The organism is Aeromonas sp. Marseille-Q7275, from assembly GCF_965119515.1.
Window position 1 is genome coordinate 116,788 of the sequence record NZ_CBCPLW010000004.1, and the last position, 14,548, is coordinate 131,335.

A 14,548-nucleotide genomic window follows, 5' to 3' on the forward strand; every position below is an offset into this window, starting at 1 on the left:
CAATGGGGGATGGCGAGGTGCCAAAGGCTTTGTCAGACATCATCGATGCAGCCCTCAAAGCAAAATGTTGCGAACCCAGGCTGCAAAATCAATAGCCACCTCACGGGTAATTTCATGCCCAATTCCATAATTCAGCAGATGAAATGGGATGCCATGTGACTGAAGCAACTCAGTGCTTTTCTCGGCCCAGAAATACGGCAGTCGATCATCGTTTTTACCATGTATCACAAGCGCAGACAGGTGTTGCAGATCTTCAGACCGGGCGATGAGAGGCTCAATTTCCGGCAGGATGCGCCCAGAAAGAATGGCAAAGCCACGAACGCATTTGGGGGCGGTCAGTGCAAGGCTGGCTGACATTATGCCCCCTTGGCTAAATCCGGCAATCAGGGTTTGATCAGATGCAGTGCCATAACGTAGTTGCAGCTCGGGAATAAACCGGAGGAGCCGTTGCCGGCTTGCTTCAGCCGCTGCTGTGTCGATTTTGGGGCCGTTTGCCGTGAAACTGACCGAGAATGCGGAGTACGCCCCAGGCGCCATGGTCAAAGGGGAGCGAACCGAAACGACAGAAAGGTTTTCAGGAATGAAGCTTGCGAGGCCAAGCAAGGAGTCCTCATTGCTGCCGACCCCATGCATCAGTATCACCAGACCAATTGGCTGACCCACGGCAGGACGGTAGCGATACGCGAGGGGGAGATCGTCTATCAGGGGAGAAAAATCTATGTTCATGGTTGTGTCTCTATTCCAAGATGCTGCGTGGCAACGACACCGAGCACCCAATCCGAATTTCTAGTGCAAGCCGGCTGCAAGACTGGCCATCAATGCTCTTCCGGGTCGTTGCGCCAGTTTCTTATTTACACGGTGCGACCATTTGATCGCACCGTCATCGTCAGCCTGAAAAGGTTTGGTGTCAGCTGCCGAACAGTTTCCCTTCACCGGCCCAATCAGATGGCGCCACGTCTTCGAAAATCACGTAGATGTACTTCGGGTCCGTTCCTGTATTGCGGACAATGCTTTCCGTAATCTCAGCGGCAACGACTTGTTTAGTGGCGGTTTCTTTACCTTCAAACCAGGTAACACGTACGACGGGCATAAAATTCTCCTTAGGGTGAAAAATGGATGTTTGCTTAGCGGTTGACCCACCGGGGGAGCCGGAGAGTCATGGTTGGCTTAACGTTCAAGAAAGGCATGCAGGTCCTGCGAGAACTTGAACGGGTTCTTGAACATGAGGAAGTGGTCGCCTTGCTCAGACCGGGTATAGGCATAGAGCCTCGCATTCGGTATGACGGAAGCCATCCAGCGTTGACTAGGCAAGTTGTTGCTGTATTCGCCAGAGAAGATGGCTGTCGGTATGTCGATCTTGTGGCGGATCACGTCGCGCCAGTCATTCGTGGTGTGATCGAACAGCACCTTGGCGGTGTACTTCGGATCGGTTTTGACAAACTCGTGCGCGAAAGCGGTCGAGTTCTCGTAGTACGGCGAATCGTTGACCATGGCTCGCTCGACAACCTTCATATCGACCACCAATTGGTTTGTCGGTGCTCCGGTGGTGAAGGTTGCCACCATGCGTTCAACCGATGACGTCATGCCGCCAGCGTCGAGCCGTTCCTGTTCGGTCCAGTCGGCATGAGAATAGATGGAAACCGGTTCGTCGACGAAGACCACCTTTTGAATACTCTTCGTGCCGAAGAGGTCGATATAACCCCACAGGACAGCCGCGCCCATCGACCAGCCACAGTAATCCGCTGTCTGCAAACCGAGGTGTTCAGTGAACTCCTTTAGGTCGACCGAGAGGCGAGTGATGCGACTGCCGTATTCGACGTGCTGCGACAGTCCCTGATTACGGGGATCAAGCACATAAACGTGGTAACGCTTGCTGAGCAGATAGAGCACGTTGATGTATTCAGCGCCGCTGGCCGACCAGCCTGGAATGAACACCAAGGGTTTGCCCGAACCAGCCTCCCAATAGCGCAGTTTTACGCCATCGCTGGTTGTGAAAGCGTTGATTTGCAAGTCCCGGAAGTCTGATAGCTTGGTTGGCAAGCCTACCAGCTTGTGGGGGAAGCTGTAGTCCTTACCCAGAACCTCTATGGCCGGAGCTGCGTTGACCAAGCCGTGCGAGATGAGCAATGACAGCGTAATCAGTGCCGAACGAATGAAAGGTTTCATCATGACCCTTGTCGGGATGCCAGGGTCATTCCAACGCTGGCCATGGCATCCCGATGAGTAACTTATACCTGTACCCAGGCCGGTGCCACGGTCGGGCCTTTGCCGAGGAAGTAGCCAAAGTGAATGTTCATTTCACCAATAGGCTCGATAAACCGGCTATTGCTCAACGGGCCAGCATTGACCGCCTCGAAACCCATCGATTGAGCCAGTGCGGACACCTGAGATTTGGCCGCCTCGTCATCGCCAGCGATCAACACCTGGAGCATCTTGCCTTGGCGGGCCTCGGACGGCAGCAACTGGGCAAAGATAGTGTTGAATGCCTTCACGACATTGGCCTTAGGCGCTAGGGCCTGGATTTCTTCGGCGGCGGAGGTGGTGTGGCCGATCACCAGCTCCTTGTAGTCGGCGCTGATCGGGTTGCTGATATCGACCAGAACCTTACCGGCAAGATCCCCTGCCTCCTTGAGGGCATCGGCAGCACCGCCGTAGGGAATGGCCAGGATCACTATGTCTGCCAGCCGGGTTGCGACAGCAATGCTGCCACCTTGGGACTCCTGTCCCACTTTTTCTGCGAGTGCGGCGGCTTTGGCCGGATCGCGGCTGCCGATGACGACATTGTGGTTGGCTCCTGCCAACGTATTTGCCAGGCCGCTGGCCATGTTTCCGGTACCGATGATGGCAACTTTCATTTTGCAACTCCTTGAACTTGAGAGGGCTAGATCAACTGTTGCCACTATACGACTTGAGCTTTTGTGGGATAAATTGTCAAAATTCACCAATACCTGAAACAGGGTGTTTCTAATGGACAGGTTGTTAAGCATGACGGTATTCACCAAAGCCGTCGAACTCGGCTCCTTTTCTGCGGCAGGGAATGCGCTTGGAATGTCCTCCCAACTGGTCGGAAAACATGTGCAGATGCTGGAACAACATCTGGGAGTTCGCTTGCTCAATCGCACCACGCGCCGGCAACACCTGACCGATATTGGTCGCGAGTTTTACGAGCGGACTAAAAGCATTCTGGCGGACGTCGAGGCGGCAGAAGGACTGGCGGCAGAAACCCGGGCAACCCCCCGTGGGCGGCTGCGAATCAACGCCCCGGTGACGTTCGGCATTCATGCGCTTTCACCAAAGCTTCCCGACTATCTGAAGGCCAACGCTGAGGTGACGCTGGAGTTATCCATGACCAACCGGCTGGTCGATGTTGTTGATGAAGGATACGACGTCGTCTTTCGTATTGGTGAATTGACGGATAGCGGCTTGATTGCTCGGCAACTGGCACCCTATCGACTGATCCTGTGCGCAGCCCCCGGTTATCTGGCGGCGCGAGGGCCAATCAATACGCCGCAGGATCTTTCACGGCAGGAGTGTCTAGGTTACCTGCACCCAGAATTGAGTAAGCGGTGGACCTTGATCGGGCCTGAGGGAACGGTGACTGTCCCTGTCTCAGGCCGTTTGATGGTGGATAGTGGAGAGGCTTTAATGGCTGCTGCAATCGCCGGCGTAGGCGTTTTGCTGCAACCCTTTGAAATTGTTCAGCCATATCTCGCATCCGGGCAGCTGGTCACATTGCTGCCTGAATACCACGCACCAACATTGCCAATGCACATCCTGTATGCCCCGGATCGTCGCATGACCCCCAAACTCCGCAGCTTCATCGAATTTGCCATTGCGAACTTCGGACCGGATGCTTAAGGCTCTCTGGCGCGAGCCACACTGTAGTCAGCGTTAGGGATGATATGGGGGCATTACCAGTATCTTCCCACTGGGAGAGATGCCGCAGTATCTCTGGGGCGAGGGGAATCGACCCTTACTGGTTTGCGCGCCTGACCCTTGATCTGGCGGGGCATGCTGCTGTGCAGGCCCCTTCGCCTGGAGACCACTGGGCAGGGGACATGGCACGCGCCCAGTGGCCGTCTCACTCATGGTTAGTGACAATGGGGATCTGCCGCTTGAAGGGGGTGGGCTTGCCGGCCTTGCGCTGTTCCGAGACCAGGATCAGCAGGCGCTGCAGGGCGATGAAGCTAAACAACAGCAGGCCTATGATGATCTTGGTCCACCAGGAGCTGAGGGTGCCGTCGAAGTTGATGTAGGTCTGGATCAACCCCTGGATCAGCACCCCGAACAGGGAGCCGAAGACGGTGCCCACGCCGCCGCTCAGCAGGGTGCCGCCGATGACCACGGCGGCGATGGCATCGAGCTCCACCCCGACGGCGGCGAGCGGATAACCCGCCGAGGTGTAGAGCGCGAATACGATGCCCGCCAGGGTCGCCAGGGTGGTGGAGAGCAGGTAGATGCGAATGGTGGTGTGGCGCACCGAGATCCCCATCAGGGCCGCCGAGGTGGCGTTGCCGCCGATGGCGTAGACGTTGTTGCCAAAGCGGGTGCGGTTGGCGAGCAGGATGCCGAAGACCACCACCGCCAGCATGATGAGGGCCAGCAGGCTCAGGCGTCCGCCCCCCGGCAGCTTCCACGACAGGCTCGACAGGTAGGTGAAGCTGGGGTGATCGATGGGCAGGGACTGCTCGGAGATAAGAAAACTGGCCCCTCGCAGGAAGAACATGCCCGCCAGGGTGATGATGAAGGCGGGGATCTTCAGGGTGTCGATGAGCCAGCCCATGAGGGCGCCAAAGCCCGCTCCGAGCACCAGCACCAGGGGGATGGCCAGCATGGGGCTGACCCCCAGATCCCCGATGAGCTTGGCCAGCAGCACGCCGGTGAAGGCGATGACGGCTCCCACCGACAGATCTATGCCCCCCGAGAGGATGACGAAGGTCATGCCCACCGCCACTATGCCGAGGAAGGCGTTGTCCGTCAGTATGTTGCAGATGATGCGGGTGGACATGAAGGCCGGGAAGGAGGCCAGGCAGAGCAGATAGCCCAGCACGAAGACCATGATGGTCACCATCAGGGGGAGGTTGCGTTTAAACATGGCGAGTCCCTCGCTGGAACAGGTGGTTGAGGGCTGGCGACTGCATGACCAGCACCGCCAGCACTACCATGGCCTTGACGATCTGGTTCCATTGGGGCTGGTAGCCGGAGAGCAGGATCCCGGTGTTCACCCCCTGGATGATCAGTATGCCGACCAGGGAGAGGGCGAGGTTGAAGCGCCCCCCCATCAGGGAGGTGCCCCCAATCACCACCGCCAGGATGGCGTCCATCTCCAGCCAGAGTCCGGCGTTGTTGGCATCGGCCCCGCGGATGTCGGCGGCGACTATCATGCCGGCGACGGCGGCCATGATGCCGCTCAGCAGGTAGGTGGCGATCACCACCATGGGGGTGTTGAGCCCGGCGTTCTTGGCGGCCTTGATGTTGATCCCCACCGCCTCGATGAAGAGGCCGAGGGCGGTGCGCTTGGTCAGCAGCCACAGCAGCAGCGCCATCCCCAGAGTGATGATGACGGGGGTGGGCAGATAGCAGAGGGCGCCGCTGCCGATCCAGGCCAGGGCCTCGTTGTTGAAGGTGATGATCTGCCCTTCGGTGATGAGCTGGGCGATGCCCCGGCCCGCCACCATGAGGATCAGGGTCGCGACTATGGGCTGGATCTTGAACACCGCCACCAGCAGGCCGTTCCACAGGCCGCACAGCAAACCCACCCCAAGCACGGAGGCGACGATGACCGGCAGGCTGTGACCGCCAGTGGCCAGGCTGGCCATGGTGGCCCCGCTGATGGCCATGACGGCCCCCACCGACAGATCGATGCCGCCGGTGGCGATCACCAGGGTCATGCCGAGGGCGAGCAGGGCCACGGGGGCGCAGCGGTTGAGGATGTCGATGAGGCTGCCGAACAGCCGCCCATCCTGGATATGGATGGCGAAGAAGTTGTCGGCGACCAGGGCATTGATGAGCAGCACGCAGAGCAGGGCGGCGCACTGGGCCGAGCCCGTGGGCAGCGCTCTGCGGGGGGGCGTCGGCCCGCCAGGGAGGGGGAGGGTGGATGACGTCATATCAGGCCTCACATGCAATGGCGTTCATGATGGCAGGGACGCTGAGGGCGTCCGTCGCAAGCTCTGCCACCTGCTTTCTGTCGCGAAGGACGATCACCCGATCGGCATAGCCCACCAGCTCCTCGAGCTCGGAGGAGATGACCAGCAGGGCCAGCCCGTTGGCGCAGAGGGATTCGATGAGGCGGATGATCTCGGCGTGGGCCCCCACGTCTATGCCCCGGGTGGGTTCGTCCAGGATCAGGAACTGGGGCCTGGTGAGCAGCCAGCGGGCCAGCAGCACCTTCTGCTGGTTGCCCCCGGAGAGAAACTGGATGGGCTGCTCCGGCCCCGGGGTCTTGATGGCCAGCTGCTCGATGAGGCGGGCGGTGATCTCGTCCTGCTCCTTGCGGGGCAGGGGGCGCAGCCAGCCCCGCTGGGCTTGCAGGGCCAGCACCATGTTCTCGCGCACCGAGGCAGAGGCGATGATGCCGGCGCTCTTGCGATCCTCCGGGCAGAAACCAAAACCGTTGGCGGCCGCCTGGCGCGCAGAGCGGATGGTCACCGCTTTGCCCCGCACCCGGCACTCGCCGCTGTCGCTTGGCACTATGCCGAACATCAACTCGGCGGTCTCGGTGCGACCAGAGCCGAGCAGGCCGGCGAGGCCCACTATCTCCCCGGGCATGACATCGAGACTGAAAGGGGCCAGGACCCCGCGCTTGCCGTAGCCCCTGAACGACACCGTGGGCTGGTTGCTGCGCAACGTCTTGCCAGCCCGCTTGAGGGCGTTGTCGTCAAGCTCGCGCCCCAGCATCATCTTGACCAGCTCGCCGTTGCGAAGCACTGTGATGCGATCGCTGATGGCGTAGACCTGATCGAGAAAATGGGTGATGAAGATGAGGCTCACCCCCTGATCCCGCAGGCTCCCCATCAGGGAGAAGAGCATCTGCACCTCGCTGGCATCCAGGCTGGCGGTGGGCTCGTCCAGGATCAGGATCCGGGCGGACAGGGAGATGGCCCGGGCGATGGCCACTATCTGCTGCATGGCGACCGAATAGTGACCCAGAGGCAGGGTGACATCCATCTCGAAGCCGTAACCCGCCATGATGGCCCTGGCCTGCCGGGTCATGGCGGCTCTGTCGATGAGCCCGAAACGGCGGGGTTCGTGGCCGATGAAGAGGTTGTCCGCCACCGACATGTTCGGCAGCAGGTTGACCTCCTGATAGACGGTGCCGATCCCCAGGCGCTGGGCGTGGGCTGTGTCCGTCGGGGAGATGGGGACGCCATCGAGTTCGATGCGCCCCCCGTCGGGCTGGTAGACGCCGGTGAGGGTCTTGACCAGGGTGGACTTGCCGGCGCCGTTCTCGCCGAGCAGCGCCATGATCTCTCCCCGGCGCAGGGAGAAGTCCACCTGATGCAGGGCACGCACCCCGGGAAAGATCTTGCAGATACCGCGGGCGTTCAACAGCACATCCTGAGTATTTTCTGACATGAATAGGGGCTCTCCGATATAACGCGCCATATCGCAACGTTGCCGATATGGCGTGTTATTGAACAGGCTGGCTCAGCGGGCGAGCGGCATTAATAACCCATGTCTTTTTTCAGCGCGAGCTGGGCCTCGGCACTTTCTGGCTCGAACAGAATAGACTCCGTCTTGATAAGTTTGGGGGGCTGGGTGCCGTCCTTTTTATAAGCCAGCAGGGCATCGAAGGCGGGGCCTGCCATATTCGGCGTCAATTCCACCGAGGCATTGGCTTCACCTGCCATCATCGCCTTGAAAATATCCGGCACGCCATCGATGGAGATGATCTTGATATCCGTGCCCGGTTTCAGCCCGGCTTCTTTAATAGCCTGAATGGCACCGATGGCCATGTCGTCGTTGTGGGCGTAGACGGCGCAAATATTCTTGCCGTTATTCTCCGCCTTGATGAAGCTCTCCATCACCTCCTTGCCCTTGCTGCGGGTAAAGTCCCCTGACTGGGTGCGGATGATCTTGATGGTGGGCACGGCCGCGACCGTATCGAGGAAGCCTTTCTTGCGATCCAGCGCCACGCTGGCCCCCACTGTGCCTTGCAATTCCACCACATTGCAGGCCTTGCCATCCTGCTGCTTGATGAGCCACTGGGCCGCCACGGCCCCTTCGTGGACGCTGTCTGCGGCGACCCCCGTCATGAAGAGGGCATCATCTTTCACCGTGATATTGCGATCCAGCAGGAACACCGGGATCTCGGCCTCTTTTGCCTCCTGCAATACCGGATCCCAGCCGGTCTGCACCACGGGGGCAATAAAGATGGCATCCACCCCCTGGGCAATGAAGGAGCGAATGGCCTTGATCTGGTTCTCCTGTTTCTGCTGGGCATCGGCAATTTTCAGGGTGATGCCGCGTTTTTGCGCTTCGCTCTTGGCGACCGAGGTTTCCGCCGCCCGCCAGCCGGACTCAGAGCCTATTTGAGAGAAGCCCACCGTCATCTCGGCAGAATATGCAGAGGCAGAGAGAATGAGGGTGCTGATAATGCCCGCCAGTTTCACTTTCTTATACATGTGACACTCCTTTGTGATGCATGGTGAAATAAACCGGAACGCGTCAGGTTTTTATTGTTCGGGTCAAGGTTATAGGCTCTTGGGTTTAACGACGGGAGGTGGCTCACAGAAAATTTTCAGCAGCACGATGCTTCATACAAACAGCAGACAAGTTCATATATGGCGCGAGGCTTATGCTGATTTCTCTGCATATTTATTTATTCCGGCAGCCATGGTGTCCAGAGCCGGCGCCGTGGATGCCACCCGGCTTGGCCATAAATCAGGCCAAGCCTGGTGCACAGGTATGGAGAAAGGAAAGGGCGAGGGACCCTTGTCTCAGGGGCGCACCGCCGCCAGCAGGTAATCCACGAAGGCCCGCACCCGGGCCGAGAGGTGGCGATGCTGGGGATAGAGGGCGTAGAAGGGGCGGGATCGCCCCGCAAAGGGGGTCATGACCTCCACCAGCTTGCCCTGGCACAGCGCCTCTGCCGCCACGAAATGGTAGATCTGGAACAGACCCCCGCCAGCCACCGCCCAGCCAAGACCCGCCAGCACATCCTCCAGCACCCGCTGCCGACTGTGGAGACTGACCTCGACCGGCAGCCCCTTCTCATCGATGAAGCTCCAGGGGAAGGGGCGCCCCGTGCTGGGGGTGATGAACTGGATCAGATCATGTTGCGACAGCATTTCCAGGGAGGTTGGCGCGGGGCGGCGAGCGGCATAGTCGGGGGAGCAGAAGACCCCGACGCTGGCCTCCTCCAGCTTGCGGGCGATCACCCGGGAGTCGCGCGGCTCACCCAGACGAATGGCGAGATCGTAACCATCCTCCACGAAGTCGATGTTTCTGTTCGAGACATTGAGTTCCAGCTCGATCTCGGGATAGGCGGCCATGAAGCCGGGCAGCAGGGGCACCAGGCGATGGTGTGCATAGACGGTGCCCACGCTGATGCGCAGCAGCCCCTTAGGGTGGTGCTGGCGTCCGGTGATGGCCCGCTCGGCCTCGGCGATCTGATCGAGGGCCTGCTGGCACTGCGCCCGATAGAGCTCACCGTCGTGGGTGAGGCGCACGCTGCGGGTGGTGCGATTGAAGAGTTTGACGCCGAGCCTGGCTTCGATGCGCTGGATGGAGCGGCTCACCGAGGCCGGCGTCACCCCCAGCACCTGCGCCGTGGCGGTGAAGCTGCCAAGCTCGGCCGCCTTGCAAAAGAGCTCTATGCTGCCGAGCTGAACGGGGTCGAAGGCGCGGGACATATGTTCATCCATGTAAATAAACAAGTTCAATGGCGTCAGTTTATCCGCAGCAAGGTAATAGGTAAATTCTTCATCCAGCGCGGCGCCCTTGCCGCCCGAGCGATCACTGTCCATTCCAAGGAGTATCAAGATGAAGAACACCCTCAAGGCCCTGCTGGCGTCACTGCTGCTGGCGACCTCGGCCGCGGCCAGTGCGGCGTCCAAGGGAGAGATCCTGGTTTTGCTCTCGAGCGAGACCGCACTGCCGCTGCAAGGGGGCAAGAGCCTGACCACCGGCTTCTACCAGAATGAACTGGGGGTGCCTGCCGCCGCCCTGCTGGAGGCCGGTTACACCCTGACCCCGGTGACCCCGAGAGGGAACCGGCCCGTTGCCGACAAGAGTTCCGTCGATCCCCAGTACTTTGGCGGCGACCCGCAGGCGATGGCGCGCATCGGCGCCGTCGTGGAGGGGCTGCTTGGCGCCGGCAAGGTGCTCTCCCTGAAGGAGGTGCTGCAATCCGGCCCCGAGCGCTATGCCGGCCTCTTCATTCCCGGCGGCCACGCCCCCCTCATCGATCTCGCCACGGATCCGGAGGTGGGCACCCTGCTGCGCTACTTCCACGAACACCAGAAGCCCACGGCGGCCATCTGCCACGGCCCCATCGCGCTGCTGGCGGCGCAGGGGGATCCGGCCGGGTTCGAGCAGTCGGTCATCGCAGGCAAGGCGGACGGCGCCAGGGAGTGGATCTACGACGGTTACAGGATGACCATCTTCTCCGACGAGGAAGAGGCGGTGTTTGAAGGCTCGCTCAAGGGCGACAGGCTGCGCTACTACCCGGCGCAGGCCATGGCCCGGGCCGGTGGCAAGATGCAGTTTGTGGCCCCCTGGCAGCCCGGCGTGGTGGTCGATCGCGAACTCATCACCGGCCAGAATCCCTTCTCGGACCACGTCCTGGCAAGCGCCTTCATCGCGGCGCTGGACAAGGGCACCGAGGCGAACTGAACACGATTTGCGCAGCCCGGCCCGTCATGGAAAAGGGCTGTCATTCTCTTGCGGGGTCGACCGCCCCGGGGGAGTGAAGTACCGCCAGGAGAGGGAAGGAGAGCCCGGTCGGTCGGAGCCTAAAATGGGATTCGTTCAGGGTTGAAATTACGCAGCACGCCCCCTACACTGCCCGCCCCAAACAGCCTGGTAGAGAGGAGGATAGAAGATGAGAAGAGTCATTCTCACACCCTTGCTGGCCCTTGCCATGAACGGATGCGGGGGTGGAGAGGGCGGGAAAGACGATGCCATTCCCCCCACGATAACAACGTATTTCGAGGCATCCACCCAGAGCACCCAGGGTGGACAGTTGAGCCCGGCCAGCCTGCGCCTGAGCGCCGGTGAGCAGGGCAGTTTCACCGTCGCACCCGACGCAGGCTATGTGTTGGCGCAGATTGTGGGTTGTGAGGGGACGCTGGACGGCCTCACTTATACCACGGGCCCCATGCGCGGCGATTGCCAGGTCTCGGCGAGCTTCACTCAGGAGACGGCCCCCGTCTATTTCGAGGCCACCACCCGCAGCAGCCAGGGTGGACGGCTGACCCCGGCCAGCCTGCGCCTGAGCGCCGGTGAACGGGGGCGTTTCACCGTAGCACCCGACGCCGGCTTCGTGCTGGATAGCATAGAGGGCTGCGACGGCACCCTGCAGGGTCACGACTACATCACAGCTCCCATGGGCGCCGATTGTCAGGTGTCGGCTCGCTTCATCAAGCATGCCGCCCATGCCATTGACCATGAGGATCACGCCCTCGCCAGCGAGATGGAGCTGATCGCCCATGCCCGTGGCGCCATCGCCGACAGTGAGGCGCGTCGCACCGAACTGGTCAGTACCCTCTATCGGGGTCTGGATGCCATCAGCTGGAACCCGAGCCACGACTCCATCACCTTCTCCAGCTTCCAGCCCGAACACACCGTGTCCCTGCTCCCTTCCAACATCAATGGCAAGGGGGAGAGCGAGATCCGCGGCCTGGTGATGGTCTCCGAGCAAGATGACTATCGCCGGGCAGCCATGGGGGCAAACCTGTTTGCGGTAGATCGCACGCCCCAGAGCGAGGCGCTGCTCAGGGGGCTGATCGGCTGGCTGACCCGGGGGAGGGATAGTGATGACGATGGTCTTCGCATCCTGACCGCCCAGATGCCGAGTCGCGCCGACAGCTGGTATTTCCCCCATAACGAGGGGATCCGGGACTGGCTCAAGGCCATGTATCCGGACGCGCACAGCATCAACCAGGCCGATGAGTGCGATTATCAGGCCCTCGGCGCCTGCATCGACCGCATGGCGCCGGATCTCATCGTGATAAGCGACCTCGATCGCCAGGGGCTGGGGTACCAGGGCATAGCCCAGGTCATCGCCAAGGCGAAGGCCGCCGGGATCCCGCTGCTGCTCTCCAACTACCGGCGAGAGGCGAGCCCCCTGCTGGCGCCCCTCTATCTGGAGATGGGGCTGGTGCCCTGGGGCAACTACTGGTCGAAGCTCAAGGTCAGCAATCTGGCGGCGAGCACCATCATGGCGCCAGATCCCCAGCTGATGGCGGTCGATACGCTGCTGAGCAACCTTAAGGAGGGGAAATTCAGCACCCAATGGCTGGATGCCTGCAGCGGCAACTTCCTCAACTGCGGGGGGGTCGATGAGTTCAATGCGCAGTTCAAGAATGGCGCCGACTGGCTCAGGAATGCCGCCATCACCCTGGACAAGGCGGGGATCAGCCCCTTCGCCCAGGGCGGCTTGGCGCTGTTGCCAGCCAGCCTGCTGCTGGCCGACAAATACCGCGTCGCCATCGATTACCCCATCGCCTGGGACGAGCATCAGGCCTGGCAGCGGGCGATGTTTGCCGACTGGCTGGTGAGCTATGCCCGTGTTCGCAACCCGGCCCAGCCCGATCTGGGGGAGTACGTCGTCGATCGCAGCCAGGTGTTCAAGGGAGATCAGGCCCATTACGCCTATCCCGCCGTCATCAGCGACAGCCGCCGCATCTCGGTGCCCTATTCCGGGCAGTGGACCTCGACGGGCTGGTATGCCCTGCCGGGGCAACGTATCACCCTGAGTCGCACGGATACTGCGGATGTTTCCGCTACCATTCGGCTCAATTACCACAGACCCAACACCAACAGGGCCTATGAGCAGAAGGTCTATCGGGCGCCGCTGGAGTTGGCCAGCGGGCGGCTTCCTCTTAACAAGGGCGGCAGCGTCAGCTTCACCTCCCCCTATGGGGGCCCTGTCTATCTCTATCTGGAGGGGGGAGACGGGACGCTGCAAGTGGAGGTGGCCGCCACCGGCGTGACCCGCCATCCAGCCATTCTGGACTTCAGTGATGAGCAGCAGATCCGGGACTTCAACGAGCGGCTGGAGCAGACCGAGCTGCCCCATGTCGATCTCAGGGCCGATGGCGCCGAGCAGCATCTGCGCCGGGATCGCTTCACCGGGGCCATCGGGGGGGCCATTGCCGACACCGATGCCCTGCTGGACAGCATCTCCCGGGATCATATCAACAGCGTCTACACCCTGGCGGGTTTCAAGATCCAGGGCAAGCGCCTGGAGGAGTCGCTGCCCGACGAGGTCAGGCGCGCCTGTGTCGCGCTGCTGGGGGATCAGTGTCTCGACGAGTCACTGCATACCCGTACCATCATCCAGCATGCCAACTACGACCAGAATGCCCATTGCGGGGTCGGCTGCAGCGGCAACCCCTGGGACTCTTCCGGCAGCATCAGCCCGACCGGTTGGCTGGACAATCACGAGCTGGGCCACAATCTGCAAACCCAGCGCCTGAATGTGCATTACGCCGCCGCCAGCGATGCTGACAACTGGCGCGGCTATGGCAGCCGGGCCGGGGAGAACTCCAACAACATCTTCCCCTATGTGGTGAAGTGGCAGGCCCACTATCTGCGCGACGGCAACACGGCGCCCATCAAAGATGGTCACATGAATCACAAGGATCTGTTCTACGCCTTCATGTCCGACGCGGCCGGGGTGAAGGATAAGAGCGGCAACCGGGTGGTGCTGGGGGCCAACTGCAAGGTGCTGGATGCGGGGGAGAGTCGCTACGAGGCGCCCTGGCAGAGCAATGCCTATGCGGTCCACAACGGCTATCGCATGGCGTTTTATATCCAGATGGCACTGCGCGCCCACGGCATGAGGCTGGCGGACGGCACCCGCCTGAACAACGGCTTCAATATCTTCACCCTGCTCTACCAGCATTCACGGATCTTCGGCGCCGTTGCCGACAACGAGAGCGACTGGAATGCCAACAGGGACAGGCTCGGCTTTGGCCTCTTCCCCTTCCAGGGGCATGGGGTCTATGGCGGCAAGCAGGTGCGAGACATACCGGGCAACGACTTCATGCTGGTCGCCCTCGGCAGGCTAACCGGCCTGGACTGGCGCAGCCACTTCGATCTGCTGGGTCTGCGCTACTCGCGCCTCGCCGCCGATCAGGTGGAGGCGAACCAGCCCTCGGGCGTCCTGCCCATGGGGATGTACGTGCTGGAGGACGATCTCCCGCCCGCCAACATGAGCGAGGGGCTGACATTCCTGCCCCTCTCCAGGACGGATGGGAGCACCCTCTGGCCTCGCGACCATGGATCGCCGGCCAGCTGTCCTATTCCCTAATAATGAAAAAACGCCCTCAGGGGCGTTTTTTCTTGGTCAGCGCAGGCTTGCTGGAGAAGGCGGGCG

General features: G+C 61.1%; 12 protein-coding genes. 3 read left to right on the top strand and 9 right to left on the bottom strand.

Annotated features, from left to right (window positions below; translation table 11 throughout):
• Positions 1–54: 54 nt before the first annotated feature.
• The 4 genes from ACWPWQ_RS05800 to ACWPWQ_RS05815 form a co-directional block, all read right to left on the bottom strand.
• Positions 55–726 carry an alpha/beta hydrolase gene (locus ACWPWQ_RS05800; protein WP_454009234.1) on the bottom strand — a complete coding sequence of 224 codons (672 nt, stop codon included), beginning with the start codon at positions 724–726 and terminating at the stop codon, positions 55–57.
• 181 nt (positions 727–907) lie between these two features.
• On the bottom strand, positions 908–1,090 hold the full coding sequence (locus tag ACWPWQ_RS05805; protein ID WP_043555737.1) for a tautomerase family protein: 183 nt from the start codon (positions 1,088–1,090) through the stop codon (positions 908–910).
• A gap of 77 nt (positions 1,091–1,167) precedes the next feature.
• Complete coding sequence (locus ACWPWQ_RS05810) at positions 1,168–2,169, bottom strand: alpha/beta fold hydrolase (protein WP_454009235.1); 1,002 nt, start codon at positions 2,167–2,169, stop codon at positions 1,168–1,170.
• A gap of 59 nt (positions 2,170–2,228) precedes the next feature.
• Complete coding sequence (locus ACWPWQ_RS05815) at positions 2,229–2,855, bottom strand: NADPH-dependent F420 reductase (RefSeq protein ID WP_454009236.1); 627 nt, start codon at positions 2,853–2,855, stop codon at positions 2,229–2,231.
• A 130-nt stretch (positions 2,856–2,985) separates the two neighbouring features.
• Here ACWPWQ_RS05815 and ACWPWQ_RS05820 point away from each other — a divergent pair, with 130 nt between their 5' ends.
• Positions 2,986–3,858, top strand: a complete 873-nt coding sequence (locus tag ACWPWQ_RS05820) for a LysR family transcriptional regulator (RefSeq protein ID WP_454009237.1) — start codon at positions 2,986–2,988, stop codon at positions 3,856–3,858.
• Between the two features lie 223 nt (positions 3,859–4,081).
• On the opposite strand, the gene yjfF is transcribed toward ACWPWQ_RS05820, so the two are convergent.
• The 5 genes from yjfF to ACWPWQ_RS05845 form a co-directional block, all read right to left on the bottom strand.
• Positions 4,082–5,095: a galactofuranose ABC transporter, permease protein YjfF gene (yjfF, locus tag ACWPWQ_RS05825; RefSeq protein WP_454009238.1), complete on the bottom strand. Its 1,014-nt coding sequence runs from the start codon at positions 5,093–5,095 to the stop codon at positions 4,082–4,084.
• Positions 5,088–6,110 carry a galactofuranose ABC transporter, ATP-binding protein YtfT gene (gene ytfT, locus ACWPWQ_RS05830; protein ID WP_454009239.1) on the bottom strand — a complete coding sequence of 341 codons (1,023 nt, stop codon included), beginning with the start codon at positions 6,108–6,110 and terminating at the stop codon, positions 5,088–5,090. Before ytfT ends, yjfF begins: the two co-directional genes overlap by 8 nt.
• Before the next feature lies 1 nt (position 6,111).
• Positions 6,112–7,578 (bottom strand): sugar ABC transporter ATP-binding protein, encoded by a 1,467-nt coding sequence (locus ACWPWQ_RS05835; protein WP_454009240.1) that lies wholly within the window; start codon positions 7,576–7,578, stop codon positions 6,112–6,114.
• Positions 7,579–7,667: 89 nt separating this feature from the next.
• Positions 7,668–8,627: a galactofuranose ABC transporter, galactofuranose-binding protein YtfQ gene (ytfQ, locus tag ACWPWQ_RS05840; protein WP_454009241.1), complete on the bottom strand. Its 960-nt coding sequence runs from the start codon at positions 8,625–8,627 to the stop codon at positions 7,668–7,670.
• Positions 8,628–8,942: 315 nt separating this feature from the next.
• Positions 8,943–9,857, bottom strand: a complete 915-nt coding sequence (locus ACWPWQ_RS05845) for a LysR family transcriptional regulator (RefSeq protein WP_454009242.1) — start codon at positions 9,855–9,857, stop codon at positions 8,943–8,945.
• Positions 9,858–9,987: 130 nt separating this feature from the next.
• On the opposite strand from ACWPWQ_RS05845, the gene ACWPWQ_RS05850 reads away from it, so the two are divergent.
• Together ACWPWQ_RS05850 and ACWPWQ_RS05855 are read left to right on the top strand one after the other, a co-directional pair.
• Positions 9,988–10,839 carry a type 1 glutamine amidotransferase domain-containing protein gene (locus tag ACWPWQ_RS05850; RefSeq protein ID WP_454009243.1) on the top strand — a complete coding sequence of 284 codons (852 nt, stop codon included), beginning with the start codon at positions 9,988–9,990 and terminating at the stop codon, positions 10,837–10,839.
• A gap of 208 nt (positions 10,840–11,047) precedes the next feature.
• On the top strand, positions 11,048–14,482 hold the full coding sequence (locus tag ACWPWQ_RS05855) for an ImpA family metalloprotease (protein WP_454009244.1): 3,435 nt from the start codon (positions 11,048–11,050) through the stop codon (positions 14,480–14,482).
• The last annotated feature ends 66 nt before the right edge of the window (positions 14,483–14,548 follow it).

Coding starts and splice junctions, on each gene's coding strand:
- ACWPWQ_RS05800 (WP_454009234.1), bottom strand. CDS start 726: ATGAACATAGATTTTTCTCCCCTGATAGACGATCTCCCCCTCGCGTAT.
- ACWPWQ_RS05805 (WP_043555737.1), bottom strand. CDS start 1,090: ATGCCCGTCGTACGTGTTACCTGGTTTGAAGGTAAAGAAACCGCCACT.
- ACWPWQ_RS05810 (WP_454009235.1), bottom strand. CDS start 2,169: ATGATGAAACCTTTCATTCGTTCGGCACTGATTACGCTGTCATTGCTC.
- ACWPWQ_RS05815 (WP_454009236.1), bottom strand. CDS start 2,855: ATGAAAGTTGCCATCATCGGTACCGGAAACATGGCCAGCGGCCTGGCA.
- ACWPWQ_RS05820 (WP_454009237.1), top strand. CDS start 2,986: ATGACGGTATTCACCAAAGCCGTCGAACTCGGCTCCTTTTCTGCGGCA.
- yjfF (WP_454009238.1), bottom strand. CDS start 5,095: ATGTTTAAACGCAACCTCCCCCTGATGGTGACCATCATGGTCTTCGTG.
- ytfT (WP_454009239.1), bottom strand. CDS start 6,110: ATGACGTCATCCACCCTCCCCCTCCCTGGCGGGCCGACGCCCCCCCGC.
- ACWPWQ_RS05835 (WP_454009240.1), bottom strand. CDS start 7,578: ATGTCAGAAAATACTCAGGATGTGCTGTTGAACGCCCGCGGTATCTGC.
- ytfQ (WP_454009241.1), bottom strand. CDS start 8,627: ATGTATAAGAAAGTGAAACTGGCGGGCATTATCAGCACCCTCATTCTC.
- ACWPWQ_RS05845 (WP_454009242.1), bottom strand. CDS start 9,857: ATGTCCCGCGCCTTCGACCCCGTTCAGCTCGGCAGCATAGAGCTCTTT.
- ACWPWQ_RS05850 (WP_454009243.1), top strand. CDS start 9,988: ATGAAGAACACCCTCAAGGCCCTGCTGGCGTCACTGCTGCTGGCGACC.
- ACWPWQ_RS05855 (WP_454009244.1), top strand. CDS start 11,048: ATGAGAAGAGTCATTCTCACACCCTTGCTGGCCCTTGCCATGAACGGA.